This is a genomic window from Ralstonia sp. SA306 (genome assembly GCF_054792405.1).
In genome coordinates this window covers 375473-394013 of record NZ_CP096452.1, presented here as the reverse complement: position 1 = coordinate 394013, position 18541 = coordinate 375473, and the positions used below count along the sequence as shown (strand labels likewise).

The window sequence follows — 18541 nt, the reverse complement described above, 5'->3', positions numbered from 1 at the left end:
GGTCAGTCAGCTTCGGGCAACGACGATTACATCGTCACCAGGGTCTGCAGGATGGTGTCCTGCGTCTTGATGGTCTGCGCGTTGGCTTGATACGAGCGCTGGGCAATGATCATGTTGACCAGCTCGGCAGACAGGTCCACGTTGGATTGCTCCACCGCCGACGACTGCAGCAGGCCGAACGAACCCATGCCCGGCGTACCCAGGTTGGGGGCGCCCGAGTTGGACGTTTCCACCCACTGGTTGCCACCGATGTTCTGCAGACCTTCCGGCGACTTGAAGTTGGCCATGGCAACCTGGCCCAGCGTTGCCGTGCGGCCGTTGGAGTAGCGCGCGGTGACGGTGCCATCGGTACCGACCGCATAGCTGGCCAGGCGGCCGGTGGCGTAACCGTCTTGCGTCACGCCCGGGGCGGTGTCGTTGTAGCCGCCGCCGTACTGCGTGGTGCCCGTGAAATCCATGCTGGCGATGCTCATGCCGGGGAAGGCCGTGGCGATCTTGCTCGGCGTGGAAGTCAGCTGGCCGCTGCTGTTGAACGTGAGCGACGTCACCGGGTTGCCGCCGGTCGGGTTGTTGCCGTCCACTTGCGAGTACACATCCCAGCCTGCGGCGGTGCGCACGTAGTAGTTGGTCAGCATGTGGGCCGTGCCCGTGCCGTCGTACACCTGTTCCGAAACGGAGTGGTTGAACGTGGCCGAGTTGGTGGGCGAGAACGGCGTGGTGGTCGGCACCGTGGCGGCGGCATCCAGGTTCACGCCGAACGCGGTGTTGGTGGTGGCCAGCGGCGCCAGGTCGTTGACGGGAATCTTCAGGTTGGTCAGCACGGCCGTGTTGACCTTGCCGGTGGAGTCCACACCGTAGCCGGTCAGATTCTGGCCGGTGGCCGAGATGATGAAGCCGTTCTTGTCGGTCTGGAACTGGCCGTTACGCGTGTACGACACCTGGCCGCTGGACGGGTCGACCATGCGGTAGAAGCCCGTGCCGTTGATGGCGATGTCCAGCGGGTTGCCGGTGTTTGTCACGTTGCCCTGCGTGAACGACTGCGACACCTTGGTCACGCTCACGCCCTGGCCGATCTGGTTGTCGGACGCCCCCACCAGCGAGCGTGCGTACACGTCGCCAAACTCGGCGGTCGATTTCTTGTAGCCGACAGTGTTGGCGTTTGCCACGTTGCTGCCGATCACGTCGAGGTTTGCAGAGGCGGCGTCGAGACCGCTCAGGCCTTGCTGGAATCCCATAGTGTTCTCCCGTAGAAGATAAAAGCGCGGGGTCTGCCCGCAGTTGACCCGTAATTACTGAATCGATGCAACGTCGGACAGCTTGGCGGTTCCGCCAGACGCCAACACCAGTTGCATCGTGCCGTTGTTGATAGTGACGCCGGCCACCTTGTCGATGCCCAGCGCGTTACCCGTGACCACCTTCCCACCCTGCGTGGCCGACACCTTGATGGAATAGGCACCGTCGGCGAGCTGGTTGCCCTTGTCGTCCTTGCCGTTCCACGTGTAGTTGCCACTGCCGGCCGCCATCTGGCCGAGGTCGACGGTGCGCACCGCCACGCCCGCGGCGTTCGTGATCGTGACGACGACATCGTCGGCGCCGTTGGGCACCGAGACGCCGAAGTTGGCAGCGCCCGAGGCCAGCGTCAGATTGTTGGTCGGCACCTGCACGGTGCGGCCGATCATCGACGACGCCTGCGTTGTCGCGTTCTGCGTGAGCATGCTCGACATCGTGGTGTTCAACTGCTGGATACCGTTCACAGTGTTGATCTGCGCAAGCTGCGAGGTCATCTGCGAGTTGTCCATCGGGTTGAGCGGATCCTGGTTCTGCAACTGCGCAACGAGCAGCTTCATGAACGTGTTCTGCAGGTCGCCGCCGTTGGTGATGGCAAGCTGGTTGCCGGAGGTCGTGCTCGCGGCGCTGGTCGTGTTGGTTGTTGAGCTGACGGTCATGTTCGTGTCTCGCGATGAATAGAGCCGCTTACTGGCCCAGGGTCAGAGCCTTGGAGGCCATCGTCTTGGTGGTGTTGGCGACTTCCACGTTGGCCTGGTACGAGCGCGACGCAGAAATCATGTTGACCATTTCGTCCACCACATCGACGTTCGGCATGGTCACGTAGCCGTCGGCATCGGCCAGCGGGTTGCCCGGCTGGTGCATGCGCTTCATGGGGGTGACGGTGTCTTCGACCACGCGGTCGACCGACACGCCGGTGGCGTAATCGTCAGACTCCTGCACGGGCGAGAACACCACTTGCTTGGCGCGGTACGCCTTGCCGTCCGGGCCCGTCACGCTTTCGGCGTTGGCCAGGTTGGAGGCGACCACGTTCATGCGCTTGGACTGCGCGGTGAGCGCGCTGCCCGCTACATCCATCACCTTGAATAGCGACATGTTGATTCCGATGTCTTCAAACACTGTTGCCGGCACTGCTGCCGGACCGTTCCGGTTGTTCTGTATGGCGGCTTGCTCCGGACCGATATTTCCCGGCCCGGAGCGCCACACAGTTCCCGCCCCTCTTTCGCCGCGCGTGATTGCTGCGCGGTCGTCTTAATGCCTGTCTGCTGCTCTTGCTGCTCTTGCTACGTCCGCGCTAGCTGTTCTGAATCGCTGCCAGCATCGACTTGATCTTCTGCGTCACGATGCTCAGATCGGCCTCGTAGCGCACGGTGTTATCGGCAAAGCGCATGCGCTCGCCATCCATGTCCACCGTGTTGCCATCGATGGACGGCTGCTGCGACGTGCGGTACTGCACTTCGCCCTGCAGCGCCTTGGTCTGCTGCGACAGCGACGCCTGCATCAGCGACACATCGCCGGCCGGTGCGCCATCCACTGTCAGGTGGCCTGAAGCCGTTGCCGTCATCGGCAGGCTGTTACCGCTTTGCTGGCCGACCGCTTTCTGCAGCGCCGACTGAAAATCGAAGTCGCGCGCCTTGTAGTTGGGTGTATCGGCGTTGGCAATGTTCGAGGCCAGGATCTGGTGACGCTGCGAGCGCAAGTGCAGCGCCTGCTCCTGAAAACCGAACAACTGATCCAGCTTGTCGACCATGTCTGTCATTCCTTGCGCGTGGCGCCCTGGTTACTGCTGCCACCCGCCGGGGTTGCGTTCTGTATTGCGTGTTCCCTTCGGCCGGAGAACTCGGCATCAGCGGCCCCTTCAAAACCGCCGATGCCGTCTCCAAAACCGCTGAACCGCTTGTCTTGCTGAGTTGCCGTCATGCGACCTCAGTGGAAAAGACCTGTCTGCGAATCCGATATCTGGCCGAAGAACGAGCAACCTCGCCACCTACCGGGACAGGCTGTACGGCCAGGAACCGCACAACGCCAGGGACTTCACCACGTTGCAAAGTCTAGGGGCCGGTGTGCAAGACCATTCGTCCGAATAAGGGGGGGATTGGCCGACATTTCCGCATTTGGCGCTCGCGCACGCGTGGCTAAACTTCACCGGACTTTTGATGAAGGGGCTCTCCATGTCCACGCGGTTTGCACGCAGCGCGCACCACCCGACCCGACCTGCCGCCACGGCCATGCCGCTGGCTGGGCGCCAGCGCAAGCTGTTGTTGATCCTGGCGCTGGGCCTGCTGGCCAGCGTCGTGCACCCGATCCTGGCGCACGCACAGGGCGTGGTGCGCGTCGGCTATCCGCCGGCCCAAGCCGTGCAACAGCCCGTGCAGCCCACCACCATCCAGGGGCCGAACGCCATCCAGATGCAGATTCAGCAACAACTGCAGTCGCAACTGGACATCCTTGGCGGCACGAATGAGACGGGAGCGCCACGTGCGTCGGTGGAAGTCGGCCCGGTGGATGCCCGCGTGGCCAACCAGCCCTGTGACCAGATCGACCTGATGCTCCCGGCGGCGAACCGACTGCGCGGCCGGATACAAGTGGGCGTGCGCTGCCGTTCGCCGCATGCCTGGGCGGCCTGGGTGCCGGCCACGATCCAGATCACTGGGACGTATTACGTCGCCTCGCACCAGCTCCCGCCGGGCAAGACGCTCGACATGGGCGATCTGGAAGCCCGGACGGGCGATCTTTCGATGCTGCCGGCCTCGGTCGTGCAGCAGCCGGCCGATGTGGTGGGGCGTGTACTGCTCACCAGCGTGGCCGCCAACCAGCCGCTGCGCGCCGAAAGCCTGCGCCTGCCGGTTGCCGTACAGGCAGGCCAGACCGTCAAGCTCATCGCCGAGGGCGGGGGCTTCCAGGTCAGCAGCGACGGTCGCGCCTTGAACCAGGCGGCCGTGGGCCAGGTGGCGCAGGTGCGCACCGCCAACGGCAATGTCGTTTCCGGCATTGCACAGTCTGCTGGCGTCGTGGCGATCCAGTTTTAAGACAAAATTGATAACGACTGATCACTTTTAACCGTGATGCGTTATCGATACCTGCCGCTAAAGTTTGAGCCGGGGTTGGCCGTTATGGGTGATAGGATGAACGCGCTCTTCGGAGACACCCGTGAAAATCAACCATATCGTGAACAACACGCCGGCCGTTGCGCCGACCAAGGACGCTGCGTCCGGGTCGACGCGCGCGACCGGCTCGTCCCCGGCCGCTACGACGGCTTCGGGCACCACGCGCCACACCGGCGATTCGCCGTCGCTGTCGGTCCAACAAGTCTCGCGCCAAGTGGGCAGCGGCGACTTCGACGCGGCACGCGTCGAGCAGATCCGCAGTGCCATTCAGAACGGCACGCTCAAGATGGACGCCGGCAAAATCGCCGATGCGGCGCTTTCCGACGCGCAATCGCTGCTCTCCACGCGATCCAAGAAGGTCTGACGGGGCTTTCCCGTCGTCCGTCCCCTGTATTTTCTGACGCCGCCGGTCCGAGGGTTTCCGACCCTCGACTGATCGCGGCGGGGCGGCGTGCCGGCCGGCGGCTGCCCAAGCTTCCCAGCCTGAGGTTCAGGGCCTATTCCCGTATGAAACGTGTGCGCGCAATGTCGATACGGGCTGTAGGGCTAGGCGCGACCGGCGCCGCTTGGCCAGCCAAGCAAGTCGGTCGCAACGACGCCATGCGGCCCGTATCGTCATTGCCCTCCGGGTTGGCCCAAGCGGGGGCCATCTGCTTTGTCGGCGCGTCTTGCAAAGGGAATCACCCTTTGCGGCGACGCCCTTCGCGCATCTGGCCCCCGCTTGGGCCAACGCGCGCACGTTTCATACGGGAATAGGCCCTACCATGGACAACACACTGCTGATCCGCACCCTTGCCGACGAGCAGGAACTGCTGCGCGCAGCCACCCTCACCCTGGATGCCGAAGCGCAGGCGTTGCGCGACGGCGACATGGTCGAGCTCGAACGCATCACCCAGACCAAGCAGAAGCAACTCGCCGCGTTGGGCGAAGCCGACCGTGACCGCCGCCTGTGGTGGGCCCAGCACGGCGGCGCCGATCCGTACGGGCTGGTCAAATACCTGCGCACCGATGAAACCGCCAGCCGCCTGTTCGACGAAAACCTGGCCCTGGCCCGCCTGCTGCGCCAGCGCAACATCGACAACGGCACCCTGATCGACCTGCGCCTGCGCGCCACGCAAAACGCGCTGTCCGTCCTGCATGCTGCCAACAACGGCGGCGGCACACCCTACGGCCGCGACGGCAAGCAACCGCTGTCGATGCCACGCTTCTCGGTCGTCGCGCAATAAGCCACTACAACACGTTTTTTGGGTACAAAAGCCCCGCTTTACGCTTACGTCAATGGGCGTGAAGTGGGGCTAGCTGCTGCTGTCTGATCCTGCTATCTATAGGGGGGTCTAGCACACCACCGATCGGGGTAAACAAAAAGGTTTACATCCCATTGATGGGTGCAACAAGCATGCTGGGGATTTATTCTGCGATTTTGGCGGGGTTAATCCTCCGCGCCTGGCGACATAAACAAGAAAAACCGGAAGGAAATTGCGCCTGAATGGCGTGCCAAGGTTTCGGCCCGGCGGCACCGCACTGCGGTGACTGCCGGTTGAACGGGGAATATACCGAGACCGCACGCCAGAAGCATTTTCCACAAGCACGGCTGCATTGATTTTGGACCCAGTGGTCCAAAAAGGCGCGGCAACAAGCTGATTCCGGAAATGGGCAAACAAACCATAACCAGACAGGCGGCGCAGTGAAATCAATCGTAGTGGAGGCACACCCTTTGGTGCGTGCCGGCGCGACCCACGTGTTGCAATCCTTGCCGGCCATTACCGAAGTGGTCAGCGTCGAGCCGGACGAAGCCCTCTTTGAAAATCTCGCGGCGCATGCGGACGCCGAACTGGCCCTGATCGGCCTGCCCTTACCCGGCATCGACGATCTGCCGGCCCTCTCCCGGCTATTGCAACAGCCGCATCCCCGGCATGTCGCCGTACTCGGCGAAACCGATTCCGCTGCGCACGTGCGTACGCTGATGCAATTGAATGTCTCGGCATATCTGCTGAAAAGCTATTCCGGCAAATTGATTGCAGCGGCATTGGAACTGGTGCTCGCCGGCGGCCGTTATGTGCCGGCGTCGATCGTGCTGACACGGCCTGAAGCCATTGCGGCAGGTTCTGCCAACGGTAATGACGATGGCGCGTTGCTCGGCCTGACGCAGCGGCAATATGAGATTCTCGTCTTGCTCTCGCGCGGGCATCCGGTCAAAACCATCAGCCGCATGCTGAGTATTTCCGAGGCGACAACCAAGGCGCATATCAACGCGCTGTATCGCCGGCTGGAAGTGCGCAGCCGTACCGAGGCCGTCTTCGTTGCCACGCAGCGCGGCGCCATGCTGCTGAATCATCCGAACATTGGAGCGGAGGCCCCATCGCCGCTCTCGCCGCCGTTGCGCCTGGCCCGCACAGGCTGACGCCGCCGCCCTTTCGGCTTTTCCGCACAACAAAAAACGGCGCCCGGACTCCGGACGCCGTTGCAAATGCCCGCCCACGCTGTCGAGACGGGGGCGGTGACAAGGAAAAGCAGAACGCGAAAGGCTTAGAACTTTGCGCGGATGCCTACACCAAAGGTGTCGGCCGTCGACAGGTCCGACACCTTGTCACGGAAGTACGCCGCATACACATCGGTGCGCTTGGACAGCGAATAGTCGTAGCCCACCGCCCAGGTGTTGCGCTTCACGTCAGCCGCACCCGAGGTCTTCGTGTAGGCATACGATGCCAGCACGGCGCCCGGGCCCACCGGAATCGACACGCCCAGCTGGCCGCCGTTGCTCTTCGCGTCGCCGGTGCTGATCGTGTTCTTGATGTACTGGTATTGGCCGTACAGCTTGACCACGCCAAAGTCATACGTGGCGCCCAACTGCCCCGCCGTCTGGCGCGAGAAGCCGGCCACCAGGCTGTTCAGATCGCCAGGCGCGCCGTCGTAGCGCACCTGCTGGAATGCCGCCGTGGCCGCAAAATTGCCGCGGAAGTACAGCAGGCTACCGCCCCACTTGTTCTGACCGTTGTGGCCGGCTTGCTCGCCCGCGCCGTAGATCAGGTTGGCCGTCAGGCCGCCCATGTCCGGCGTGGAATACATGATCGAGTTGTCCCAACCCGAATCCCCGACCAGACCCGAGATGCCCGCGGCGCCCGAACGGCCGTTGCCGAGGTAGGTGTGGAACACCATCGGCGAGAACGTGTACGAATCGATGAACGGGTTAAACAGGATCGTCGAAACGAAGTACGGCGGGGTGTTACGGCCGAGCTTGATCGAGCCCCAGCTGTTCGACTGCAGACCGACAAACGAATTACGTGCGAAGAAGTGGTCGCCATCAAAGCGGCCGGACTTGCCCGTATCGGGGCGGAAGAACGCTTCCAGGGTGAAGATCGCCTTCAGGCCATTGCCCAGATCTTCGCTGCCCTTCATGCCCCAGTACGACGTCGACATGCCGCCCGAATTGACACCCCAGGCGCGGTCCTGGCCCAGGTTCTTGGTGGCGCCCGCCCAGGCATCCACCTGGCCGTACAGCGTCACAGACGATTGGGCCTGCGCCGCGCCTGCGGTCAGGCCTGCGGCGGCGGCCAGCACGGCCAGCGCAAAACGTCGCTTGAGTTGCATTGTTGATTTCTCCCTCTTGGTTCCGATGTGTTGAATCGACTGAATCAGCGTTGAGGCGGCAGGTGGCTCAACCCGCTGCTGCTGAGATGGCGCGGTGAATGCAACAGCCGTGCCAATACGCTGTCGGCAAAGCGTCGCTTCACAAATAAATATGTTTTCTGGGGAAGGGGCGCAGACTAGCTTGAATACTTTAGGCGGACAAGTCCCCATCGCGGGGTGTGTGGCGCCGTTTCTGCACCGGTCTGGCGCAGTGCGCTTTCAGTCGTTTTGGAGCACGCGGATGTCGACTTCGCGCGTGTAGCGCTCAGGGGAAAAATCGCAGTAGGTGAGGGAGATCGGCACATCAGCCACGCTGTAGCCGATGCGTCGCACACGGACCAGCGGCACGCCGGCTTCCACGCCGAGCTGCGCGGCCTGGTGGGCATCGGCCACACAGGCCAGTGGCGCCTCGCGCGAGCGCGCGATGGTCAGATTGGCGCGCTGGAAGACCTGCACGAACAGGCGATCTTCAAAGTCGCGCGCCTCAAGCATCGCGGCCAACCGCGACGTCAGCCAAGTACGCAGCAGCATGATGGGTTGCCCCTCCACCTGGGCTCGGCGCTCGACAAACGCCACTTGCGCCCCCACCGCCAGGTCGAGCGCGGCGGCCACGGTCTCGTCGGCCAACTCCAATCGAAATGCGCTGACCGTATAGACGGCCCCCGGCACGTATTCCAGCGCAGCGTCGGACTGGCCTGGCGCGTACAGCACTGGCCGATGCGGCCCCACACGATCGAGCACCACGCTACGCTGCCCCCGCGAGCGCCGAAGCAGCCCGCGCGCCGCGAGTTCGTTCAGAGTCCGGCGCGCCGTCAAACGGGATACGCCGTAGCGCTGGGCGACTTCGTTCTCGCTGGGCGCGATGCTGCCCGCCGGCAAGGTTCCGTGCAGGATGTCGAGCCGAATGCGGTCGGCCAGTTCGAGGTATTTGGGCAGGCGGGGCGTCATGCCATTGTTATACAGGAACGATCATCACGCGCAGCAACGCAAATGGCCCACCGGGCGGGTGGGCCATTTGCGTTGCACGCTTGCGCGCGCGCCAGGCAGGGCCTGGAAGATCAGGCGATCAGGAATTTATCGCGGTTCTTGCCGATCCAGGCCGGGGCACGGCCGCGGCCGGACCACGTCGCGCCCGTCTTCGGGTCACGGTACTTGGCCGGCACCGGCGCCTTCGCACCAGCACGGCGGCCGCGACGCTGAGCCAAGCCCAGGTCTTCAGCCGTCAGGCCATATTCGACAACCGTCTGGCGCACTTGCTGGATAACCGCTTCCAGTTCCTTGGCACGCGCAGTTTCGATCTGCTCTTCGAGTTTGGCCTTTTGTGCAACCAATTCCTTGTATGTCGCCATATGCGCTCCCAATAAAGTCTGGTGTGAAATCTGGTGTGGACCAGATATTAGATCAATTGTATTCATAACTGAAATCAAATTTCAACGTTTTTGATCATGCCCCTTCAAACGCGCCACTAGGCCAAAAATCAACTCGTGGCACACCAGATGCCCAGGTTTCAACCCGAAAGCCAGATTGGCGCATCGGATTCGCGTGCGCGATCATGCAAGGCCGCAAGCCGGTATCGCGCTGCATTTCAGTGCCACCACCATAGCAAGCGCTGCCGGGTCCCGCAATTCCGGTTCTTGCTCCAAGCGGCAATCTGCGGCATCGCAGCAGTACAGCAAACGCAATATCAATTCATACGCAAGCTGCTGGATGCCGGGCATGCCGTTGCACCGCGATTGCAACCGCACTGGCATGTTCATTTGAGCGCCCGGTAAAACGATTCAATGCGCCACCTTTCTTGGTTGCAGCTGGATGAGACAACGATGAATTCGCCCTTGCCATGCCATTTTTACTATCTGCTTTTGGCCTTTGGCGCACTGATCGGCACCCTGTTTTTCGACGCCTCCCGTTTTCTTTCCGCAACGTTCAGTCGAACGGATCAGCGCTGATTTCAGCCTGACAATGGGAACATGCGTTTTGATGTGTGCAATCGGATTGGCACTGATGCATCGCTGGACCGATCGGTATTTCGCCGCGCACGAAGATGGGGATGGCTCGGATACTGAAATAGAACCGACTGCGGCCGAACCGGAGCAAACCGTTTTGAAACCCGCGCCGCAAACAAACTGGAGCGCGACCGGCAAGGCGAATTCTCGTGTGTTGTATCAGCCACAAACTAGGCTTTGCGCCGCGCACGACTTTTGCGCATCATGAAGAGCATTGCCCCGACTTCCGGAGCCGGCGCGTTCTCGCGGTCAGCCTGGCCAGAAGTTCATGCTGAGTGAGATGTCGGGCAATACCTCAGGTTGGAGCGTGGGATGCCAGACGAAATTTCCTACCCGTTGTCGGCGCAAAGCCTTCCGGTTCCGCTCTATGTGGTGCTCGAAGGCCGCATCGTCTTTGCCAATGCAGCCGGCGTTTGCATGGTGCGGGCGCTTTCGTCCGATCAACTGCTCGGCGAGCCCTTCTCGCGCTTCTTCCAGGACGTGCCCGCGTGGCTGGAGACGCATACCAGCGCAGACGCCGATGTCAGCCAGCCCGATGCCGGGGTCATTTCGGCAGCACAACTTGTCTCGGCCCTTTCCGCAGGCGATGCCAACGAGGTGATCAGCGTTCGGCTGACGGTTACGCCAACCCGCTTTGATGGGCTGCCGGCGCGGCAGGTTGTCGTGCACGGATTGCCGCTGCCGCTCGATGCGCAGCTGCCGGGCAAGGCTGGCGAACGCGTGCTGAGCGCCGAGGCCATTGGTGCAGCGCTGCCGCACGAGCATCTCGACCATCTGCTTTCCACGCTGCCGTCCGCCGCCTCGCTGGGCGAGCGGCTGCATGCGGCGCTGCGGGCGCTGGAAGCGGCGTTGCCGTCGGCGCTGTGCGTGGTAGTGCGTGTCGTCTCCGGGCGCGCGAGGCTCTATGGCACGCAGCGCGCCCGTGCGAAGCTGGCATTGCGCGACGATCATGCGGCGCACCTGCCCACCGCAGCACAGGGTGAGTTCGATATCGAACTGGCCCGCATCGCGCCGCTGCTCAATGAGCTGGCGCCCATCGAACTGGTTCGCGAGGCGAACGCACCCACGGCTTTGCGCGAAGCGCTCGTCCGCGTGTTGGATACCGCGCAGCCGACATGGCTGTGCCGCATCCCGGCCCAGCATGGCGGCATGGCCGTCGCCGATGATCTGCTCTGCCTCTTCTTCCCAACGGCCAACCCGCCCGACGACTCAACGCTGCGCGCGGAGTGCGGCCGCTACATCGCCGCGTTGGTCAAGCTGCTGCGCCTGGAGAACGAATATCGCCAGTCCCGCGAGCTGCGCGATCAGTACCGGCTGGTCGTCAATCATTTGAGCGAGGGCGTGCTGACGCTGTCCACCGATGGCCGCGTGCTGTCGTACAACCGCAGCGCGGCCGAGATCCTGCGCATGTCGGGCCCGTCATGGAAAGGCCGCCCGCGTGTGGCACTGAACGACATGATGTTGGGCGAAGACGGCGCCATCCTGCCGCGCGCCGCGTGGCCCTCCACGCTGGCCGCCCGCACGGGGCGCGCGATCAGCAACGTCGTGGTGGGCGTACCGGCCGGCAATGGGCAGATCGTGTGGCTGCGTGAATCTGTGCTGCCGATGTTCTCCCCAGACAGCGCGTCACCGCACGCGGTGCTGGTCATCTTTACCGACATCACGGCCGAGCGCTCCGCCTACGAGCAACTTCGCCTGCTGGAGACCAAGGATTCGCTCACGGGCCTACCCAATCGGGCGGCGTTCATCGAGCGGCTCGATGCGCGGCTGACGCTGCCGTCCACTGGCGAATCCGCGCTGCTGTATATCGGGCTGGACCACTTCAAAACCGTGAACGAGGCGATGGGGCACCACGTGGGCAACCAGGTGCTGAACATGGCGGCGCAGCGCATCCGCGGCCAGGCGGGCCAGCGCGCGCTGCTGGCCCGCCTGGGAGGCGACCAGTTCTGCGTGGCCATCGATGACCCGACCGCCGCCGACACGCTCGCACAACAGGTGCTCGAAGCGCTGGCCCGCCCCTTTACCGGCGGCGAACGCGAGGTGCATCTGTCCGCCAGCATTGGCGTGGCGGCCTACCCGGAAGACGGCGCCGATGCGGCCTCGCTGGTCAGCCATGCAGAAGCCGCCATGTACCGCGCCAAGGAAAACGGCCGTAACCGCATCACCCGGTATTCGCGCGCGCTGGAAACACAGATGCTGCGTCGCTTCACCCTCAACGAGCGCATGCGGCGTGCGCTGGGGCGCGGGCAGGTGCGGCTGGTGTATCAGCCCAAGTACGCGCTGGACTCGGGCGAACTGGTGGCAGTTGAAGCGCTGATGCGGTGGTCCGACCCCGAGCTGGGCGCGGTGTCGCCCACCGAGTTCATCGACGTGGCCGAGGAGTCGGGCTACATCCTCGAACTCGGCCGCTGGGCGCTCATGCAAGCCTGCGCGCAGGGCGAGGCATGGGCGCGCAAGTTCGGCTTCACGGGGCGCATGGCGGTGAATGTGTCCGCGCGGCAGTGCGATGCCGGCGTGATCGAGCGTGACGTCGATGAAGCGCTCAAGGCCTCAGGCATGGCGCCGGGCCGGCTGGAGCTGGAATTGACGGAAAGCGTGCTGCTGGCCGACCGGCAATCGACACAGCGTTTGCTGATGAGTCTGGCCGCGCGGGGCGTGCGTATCTCGCTCGATGATTTCGGCATCGGGTTCTCGTCGCTGTCGTATCTGCGCAGCTTGCCGATCCACAACATCAAGATCGATCGATCATTCATCAGCGGCGTACCCGGGGTGGCCGACTGCGTGGCGCTCACCAAGACCATCATCGCGATGGCCCGCGCACTGAACATGACCGTCACGGCCGAGGGTGTGGAAACCCCCGAGCAATCGGCTTTCTTGTCCGCGCATGCATGCGACGAGGTGCAAGGCTTCCTGTTTGGGCGACCGCTGGAAGTGTCGGCACTGGAAGATTTGCTGCGCAGTCGAAGCCGCGCACAGGCATAAAAAAACGGACCCAAGGGTTCAACCCCGGGTCCGTTTCTTTTAGGGCGACGCTCAGGTCGAATCGAAATCAACGCGTCGATACGTTGCCCACCAGGCCGCCCAGTGCGGCGCCGCCCAGCGTGGCACCCGGGCCGCCAATCAAAGCAGCGCCGGCCAAGCCGCCCACACCCGCACCAATGGCGGTATTGCGTTGACGTGCCGTCATGTCGGCACAGCCGGTTGCCGTCAGCAGCGTGGCACCGGCCAGCAGAATCGTCAGTACCCGAACCATGTTCTTCTCCTCGAATGCGTCGGTCGCGATCAAGCCATCGCGTACCGGCAGTCTGGCTAACGGGCGCTCAACTTGCTGTTTCAAGTTGTAATCAATCGTTGCAATGTGCAGACCGACCTCTCCCGACAATCCCCTGCCACATTCGCAAGCAGCGCCGATCAAAACCCGTCGCCACGCGGGCCGGATGGTGTTTCCCACAGAGTTATCCACATGTTCTGTGCATAACCGGCGCAAACGGCGGAGACCCAAGTCACAAAAGGGCTTGACGGGTTTGTGCAAACGTGCAGATCACGTAAAACGTGTGCGTGCCGTTGGAGTTATCCACATCGGCTGGGGCTGTTACATCGTGCAACAAACCCTTGCGCGTCAACCGCTTGCGGTGGGTTCTGCAAGCGGTGTGCGCATTGCTGTGGACAAGTTGTGTCGACCGGAGTTGAAGTGATGAAGCGTTCGATTAGTTGCGGATACGATGGTCGATTAGTTTGGGATACAGCGTGCGCGTGTGAGCTGCAAAGCCTGACGGGGCGAGGCGTATCCGAAACTAATCAGAGATCGTGAGCATGCGCGCCTACAACTGTCATATCGAGCGATGCTGCGTCGCAGCATGCGTGAAACCTATTTCGAGCCCGTGCCAAGGAAAAAATTGCCCTCGGATCAGTTCGAGCGACGCTATCCCACCCCGCTTGGATCATGCTGGCGAGAACGTGTCCTACTGTGCATCGGGCACGTTCCAACTCTGCGCCATAGGCGTCGTTCAGCGCTGTCGTCTGAAACGCTTGCCGCAAGTATTGGTGCATGGACTTGGGGAGCAGGATGACATCACTACCCTGGTGCACGCACCGGACCGACAGATCAAAGCGTCGCCTTGGTCGGTACGTGCCCGACCGCCCGGCAATACCCTCGAAACGCCCTAGCTGAGTTTCAAAACGTTAAACCCTCAGCAAACTTCACCCTGGCTGTTACACGGCCGAATCTCCCGGCTGCGCCACTCCTTCACGAGTTGGTGCCGACTTTGCGTGTAGCGATCGACGAGAACTTCTGCCGTGACGATATCGTCCAAGCCGATCACACGATATTCACCATCCGATTCGCACCAGGCCGCAATGAATCGTCTTCCATCGACAAAGCCAAGCATGATCGGCCAGATAATTTGCTCTGGAATCCGAGCGAGTGCATCGCTCAAGTTGATGCGGACCTTGCGCTGTTCCCGGAGCGCGCGCCTGAGCGCACTCAGGTCCACCGGCCCGACGAGCCTTTGCGGGTGTCCAACGTATACCGTGTCGTCATCAAAGGCCACCCACATCTCCTGTGGCAGAACGGCATAGATCTTGGCAAGCACGTTCTTGATCGCACGGGCGAGGGCGTCATCTGTCTGACGGCTGACCCACTGCGCGCCGATCACTAAGGCCTGTATCTCTTCTTCAGTGAACGACAGGGGCGGCAGAACAAAGCCCGGCCGCAGGAGGTACCCCACCCCGGGCTCGGCGTCGATATGGGCCCCCATACCCTGGAGCGTCGCCACATCGCGGCGGATTGTGCGAAGCGACACGCCCAGCTCGCGCGCGAGCGTTTGCCCAGACACCGTGCGTCGGTGCCAGCGTAACACTTGCATCAGATCAAACAGCCGATGGCTTCTCGACACATTCACTCCATGGCCACGAGACCTTTGCCGCCGAGCTTCCGCCCGGCCTCGAGTTCGGTGATCAGCTGAATGGCGCCGCTTAGCGGAACAGTGTTTCCCACCGGGATCTGGAATCGCTGCTCCGCCGCAGCCGCAGAGATTCGGTCGAGAATGTCTGCCCGAGGCGAGCCAATCACCGGCTTCAAGCGCCAGTCGACAAGCGCACGCATCAGCTTGGCCGGGCTCGGGTTCAGATCGAGAAACACGCCGCCGGGCCGCACCAGCGCAACGCCTTCGGACACGGGCATTGTGGCGGACGTGTCGTACACAACATCGAAACGCTCGCCGATGTCCGACAGCCTCGTGGCCCGATAGTCGTAGACACGGTGCACACCGAGCGCCCTGGCGCGGTCCATATCGCGCGCGCTGCAACGGCCCCAGACTTCCGCGCCAAAAAGCCTAGCGATCTGCACTGCCGCCTCGCCCACGGCGCCGGCGCAACCGTTGATGAAAACGCGTTGCCCCGCCTTCAGCTTGGCCTTGTCATTCAGGCCATTCCACGCGGTGACCCCTGGTGTACCAAGACACGCGGCTTGCTCGAAGGAAACGTTGTCCGGTTTCCTTGCAATAAAGCCTTCCTTCGTAACCACTGCCTGCGCCAACGCGCCGCTTTCCTTGAAGCGGGCGAGCCCGAACACCGGGTCGCCTAACCGAAAGCGTGTCACGCCCTGGCCGACAGCCATGACAGCTCCGGAAAAGTCCATCCCCATGCCCCGCGGAAACACGCGGCCCGTCACGATCTTCATCTGCCCATTGCGCAGCTTCCAATCGATGGGGTTGATCGCAGCGAACTTGACACGGACGGCCACCTCCCCTGGCCCTGGAGGGAAAAGCTCGAACGCGCCGATCGCCATGCATTCCGGCCCGCCGTATCTGTTGTATTGAATACGTTGCATACGTGTCGCCCCCCCGAGCGTTACGCCGTGCAAAGGTCTGGCACGGCGACCTTTTCAAACAGGTGCGGCCGCGCGATCACAGAGGCAGGATGCGCTCGGAGGCGCTCGCGGAATTCGGGATGGTTGAAGGCGTCGCGCCACGCTGCCACGCTGTCGAAAACCGCGTAATTGAAATACGTCGGGTTGGCGCCGAGGGCGCGGTGCAGCTGCGTGGAAATGAAGCCGGGCTGAAGCTTCATGAAACGGGCATCACTGGTCCACGCAGCCAGAAATGCGTCCTCATCCTCGGGCGCCATCGTGCATAGGTTGACCATAACAATAGGGCCTGCGTCGATTTCCACCTGCCGGGCAACCGGAAAATCAGGATCAAGCGGTTCAAATGTGGGCATGTTCAATTCCTCATCGAGATCATCACGCGAGGCGCCCTTCGACGCTCCCAGCGTGGTGGAGCCCACTCTAACTACCCGTGAGGACAGTTTCTGTCACCATCATTCGCGCATGAGTGCAGCGAGCAAGCGTGCCCTGAACTTACCCATCTCAACGGGTACGGCGCCTCCCCCGTCCTGAGGATAATGCTGGACCTGCCGTGACACGTTGTTGCGCCTGCCAACCCGGATGCACGATGGGCGCTTGCACACCCTTTGCGTGCGGCAGGTTCTCCACCAGGGTGTCGATGGACAGGCGTACGCGCAGCGGCATGTAATCCGTTGCCGGCCAAATGGCATGAGTGTCCATGGACGCGGCCGGTCGATCCTCCCACAGCACTGTCAGTGCGCCCGCGTCAATGCGATGGCACACCAGCCAATGCGGCAGCCACGTGATGCCCATGGCGGCTACCGCCGCGTCGGCGGTGACCTCCAGGTCATCGAACCGCAACCGCGAGGCAAGCCGAACTTCAGTCAGGCGGCCATCGGTATCGGGCAGCAGCCACGGATACGGGTGGCCGGTGCGCCAGTGAATCAGCACGTCGTGGTTGGCCAGCGCCTCAATCGTGTCCGGCTGGCCACGCTTCTCGAGGTAGGCGGGCGCCGCGCACAAGACTTTTGGCTGGGTGGCGAGCGGGCGTGCACACAATCCCGTGGCCTCGCCCAGCGCGCCGTTGCGGATGCCCAGATCAAAACCTTCGGCGATCATGTCGACGGGCCTGTCGCTGAAGCTCAGTTCCAGCTCCAGCTTGGGATGCTGACGGGCAAACTCGAGCAGGATCGGCGCAACACAGTAGCGGCCGAACAGCACCGGCATCGTCACGCGCAGACGCCCGGCCACTTCCTGCTTGCCGGAGTCAAGTAATGATTCGGCCGCGCGCAACTCCTCGATGGCGCGCAAGCAACGCTCGTAGTAGATCTGGCCGTCCTCGGTCAGGTTTTGGGTGCGGGTCGTGCGGTGGAAAAGCCGCACGCCAAGGCGCGTCTCCAACCGGGCAATCGCTTTGCCCACCGCCGAGCGTGAAAGTGCAAGCCGTTCGGCAGCACGCGCAAAACCGCCAGCCTCCACCGCTTCCACGAAGACGGCAACGCCGTCCAGCCGGCCGCGCATGTCGGTTTTCATGACCACACCCCCTTCAAAGATTGCATGCGCGCCTTTGGCATACGCGTGCCAACCATAACCGTTCAAAGCGCTCGTTTGGTAGCACTCAGTTCTACAAAGGTGGGAAAAACCGTCGCCACTAGAGCATGCCCCTCCACAGTAGCATCGTCTCACCACCCGAAGCGGGGCACCTGCAGGCGCCTCTCTTCATGTCCTCTTCGTCCTCAACAACATGCCGATGCAGATTTCGATCGTGTATGACAGCGGCTACGGCCACACCGCGCGGCAAGCCAACAGCGTGGCGGATGGTGTGCGCCGTGTCACTGGCGCCGTGGCGCAGTTGATCCCCGTCGCGGAAAGCAATATCCCCTGGGACACGCTAGAAGCAAGCGACGCCATCATCTTTGGCGCGCCCACCTACAACGGCGCCCCCAGCGCGCGCTTCAAGCAGTTCTGCGAAGACTCGACCAAGCGCGCCTGGATCGACATGAAGTGGCGCAACAAGGTCGCAGCCGGCTTCACCAATTCGGGGGCGCAGAACGGTGACAAGCTGCACTCGCTGATCTCAATGGCGCTGTTTGCTGCACAGCACGGCATGTTGTGGGTGGGGCTGGACCTGAAGCCTGGCAACGACAGCAGCCGGGGCACGGTGCATGACCTCAACCGCCTGGGAAGTTGGCTCGGCGCGATGGCGCAATCCAATGGCGACCAGGGTCCCGACGACACCCCCATCCAGAGCGATCTCAACACCGCCGCCTACCTCGGGCAGCGCGTGGCCGAGACGCTGCGCCGGCTACAGCCGGCCTGATACCAATTCGCATATCCACAGGAACCTCTTCCCATGAAATTCCTCTGCCTCGACATTCCGCAACCCGGCGCCACCCTGGAGCAATACCAACCGCACATGCACGACGAAACCCGCCATGCCTGGAAGCTGTACACCGGCGGCATCGTGCGCGACTTCTACTTCCGTCAGGACCGCCCGGGCGTTGCCCTGATTGCCGAGGCCGACTCGGTTGAAGCCGTACGCGCCGCGCTGAATGAATTTCCGCTCGCCAAGGCCGGCCTCATCGGCTGGGACGTGATCCCGCTCGGCCCCTTCACGGGCTGGCAACTGCTCTTCGCACCGGGCAATTCCTGACCTTTTCTTCGGAGCCCCC

The 18541-nt window shown here is 62.8% G+C and carries 20 protein-coding genes; 8 read left to right on the top strand and 12 right to left on the bottom strand.

Features of this window, described 5'->3' with window-relative positions; genetic code table 11:
* Positions 1–26: 26 nt before the first annotated feature.
* The 4 genes from flgE to flgB form a co-directional block, all read right to left on the bottom strand.
* Complete coding sequence (gene flgE, locus M1D44_RS18345) at positions 27–1235, bottom strand: flagellar hook protein FlgE (protein ID WP_024977568.1); 1209 nt, start codon at positions 1233–1235, stop codon at positions 27–29.
* 54 nt (positions 1236–1289) lie between these two features.
* Complete coding sequence (locus M1D44_RS18340; RefSeq protein WP_024977567.1) at positions 1290–1946, bottom strand: flagellar hook assembly protein FlgD; 657 nt, start codon at positions 1944–1946, stop codon at positions 1290–1292.
* Positions 1947–1974: 28 nt separating this feature from the next.
* The gene (gene flgC / locus M1D44_RS18335; protein WP_024977566.1) at positions 1975–2382 is read right to left on the bottom strand and encodes a flagellar basal body rod protein FlgC; all 408 of its coding nucleotides are present in this window, start codon (positions 2380–2382) and stop codon (positions 1975–1977) included.
* Positions 2383–2581: 199 nt separating this feature from the next.
* Positions 2582–3037, bottom strand: a complete 456-nt coding sequence (gene flgB / locus M1D44_RS18330; protein WP_024977565.1) for a flagellar basal body rod protein FlgB — start codon at positions 3035–3037, stop codon at positions 2582–2584.
* A 421-nt stretch (positions 3038–3458) separates the two neighbouring features.
* Between flgB and flgA the strand changes: the two genes are divergently transcribed.
* The 4 genes from flgA (at position 3459) to M1D44_RS18310 (ending at position 6795) form a co-directional block, all read left to right on the top strand.
* Positions 3459–4316 (top strand): flagellar basal body P-ring formation chaperone FlgA, encoded by an 858-nt coding sequence (flgA, locus tag M1D44_RS18325; protein WP_316853566.1) that lies wholly within the window; start codon positions 3459–3461, stop codon positions 4314–4316.
* Between the two features lie 121 nt (positions 4317–4437).
* Entirely contained in the window at positions 4438–4758 is a 321-nt protein-coding gene (flgM, locus tag M1D44_RS18320) for a flagellar biosynthesis anti-sigma factor FlgM (RefSeq protein WP_024977563.1), read from the top strand.
* A 400-nt stretch (positions 4759–5158) separates the two neighbouring features.
* A complete protein-coding gene (locus M1D44_RS18315; protein ID WP_004631399.1) occupies positions 5159–5620 on the top strand; it encodes a flagella synthesis protein FlgN in 462 nt (153 codons plus the stop codon).
* Between the two features lie 458 nt (positions 5621–6078).
* The gene (locus M1D44_RS18310; protein ID WP_316853565.1) at positions 6079–6795 is read left to right on the top strand and encodes a response regulator transcription factor; all 717 of its coding nucleotides are present in this window, start codon (positions 6079–6081) and stop codon (positions 6793–6795) included.
* A gap of 125 nt (positions 6796–6920) precedes the next feature.
* On the opposite strand, the gene M1D44_RS18305 is transcribed toward M1D44_RS18310, so the two are convergent.
* The 3 genes from M1D44_RS18305 to M1D44_RS18295 form a co-directional block, all read right to left on the bottom strand.
* The gene (locus M1D44_RS18305) at positions 6921–7982 is read right to left on the bottom strand and encodes a porin (protein WP_316853564.1); all 1062 of its coding nucleotides are present in this window, start codon (positions 7980–7982) and stop codon (positions 6921–6923) included.
* 258 nt (positions 7983–8240) lie between these two features.
* Positions 8241–8969, bottom strand: a complete 729-nt coding sequence (locus M1D44_RS18300) for a GntR family transcriptional regulator (RefSeq protein ID WP_024977560.1) — start codon at positions 8967–8969, stop codon at positions 8241–8243.
* Positions 8970–9079: 110 nt separating this feature from the next.
* Positions 9080–9370, bottom strand: a complete 291-nt coding sequence (locus tag M1D44_RS18295) for an H-NS histone family protein (RefSeq protein WP_024977559.1) — start codon at positions 9368–9370, stop codon at positions 9080–9082.
* A gap of 471 nt (positions 9371–9841) precedes the next feature.
* Here M1D44_RS18295 and M1D44_RS18290 point away from each other — a divergent pair, with 471 nt between their 5' ends.
* Both M1D44_RS18290 and M1D44_RS18285 read left to right on the top strand, forming a co-directional pair.
* Positions 9842–9967 carry a hypothetical protein gene (locus M1D44_RS18290; RefSeq protein ID WP_268747346.1) on the top strand — a complete coding sequence of 42 codons (126 nt, stop codon included), beginning with the start codon at positions 9842–9844 and terminating at the stop codon, positions 9965–9967.
* Positions 9968–10336: 369 nt separating this feature from the next.
* Positions 10337–13006 (top strand): putative bifunctional diguanylate cyclase/phosphodiesterase, encoded by a 2670-nt coding sequence (locus M1D44_RS18285; RefSeq protein WP_316853563.1) that lies wholly within the window; start codon positions 10337–10339, stop codon positions 13004–13006.
* Positions 13007–13073: 67 nt separating this feature from the next.
* On the opposite strand, the gene M1D44_RS18280 is transcribed toward M1D44_RS18285, so the two are convergent.
* The 5 genes from M1D44_RS18280 to M1D44_RS18260 all read right to left on the bottom strand — a co-directional run bounded on the left by M1D44_RS18280 (position 13074) and on the right by M1D44_RS18260 (position 17402).
* A complete protein-coding gene (locus tag M1D44_RS18280; RefSeq protein WP_009277078.1) occupies positions 13074–13277 on the bottom strand; it encodes a hypothetical protein in 204 nt (67 codons plus the stop codon).
* 937 nt (positions 13278–14214) lie between these two features.
* Positions 14215–14919, bottom strand: a complete 705-nt coding sequence (locus M1D44_RS18275) for a helix-turn-helix transcriptional regulator (protein WP_439004672.1) — start codon at positions 14917–14919, stop codon at positions 14215–14217.
* 2 nt (positions 14920–14921) lie between these two features.
* Complete coding sequence (locus M1D44_RS18270; RefSeq protein WP_439013823.1) at positions 14922–15812, bottom strand: NAD(P)-dependent alcohol dehydrogenase; 891 nt, start codon at positions 15810–15812, stop codon at positions 14922–14924.
* A gap of 62 nt (positions 15813–15874) precedes the next feature.
* Positions 15875–16243 carry an antibiotic biosynthesis monooxygenase family protein gene (locus M1D44_RS18265; protein WP_439004674.1) on the bottom strand — a complete coding sequence of 123 codons (369 nt, stop codon included), beginning with the start codon at positions 16241–16243 and terminating at the stop codon, positions 15875–15877.
* A gap of 148 nt (positions 16244–16391) precedes the next feature.
* On the bottom strand, positions 16392–17402 hold the full coding sequence (locus M1D44_RS18260; protein ID WP_439004675.1) for a LysR family transcriptional regulator: 1011 nt from the start codon (positions 17400–17402) through the stop codon (positions 16392–16394).
* A 217-nt stretch (positions 17403–17619) separates the two neighbouring features.
* Here M1D44_RS18260 and M1D44_RS18255 point away from each other — a divergent pair, with 217 nt between their 5' ends.
* A complete protein-coding gene (locus M1D44_RS18255; protein ID WP_439004676.1) occupies positions 17620–18189 on the top strand; it encodes a flavodoxin family protein in 570 nt (189 codons plus the stop codon).
* Positions 18190–18222: 33 nt separating this feature from the next.
* Complete coding sequence (locus M1D44_RS18250) at positions 18223–18522, top strand: YciI family protein (protein WP_439004677.1); 300 nt, start codon at positions 18223–18225, stop codon at positions 18520–18522.
* Positions 18523–18541: the final 19 nt, after the last annotated feature.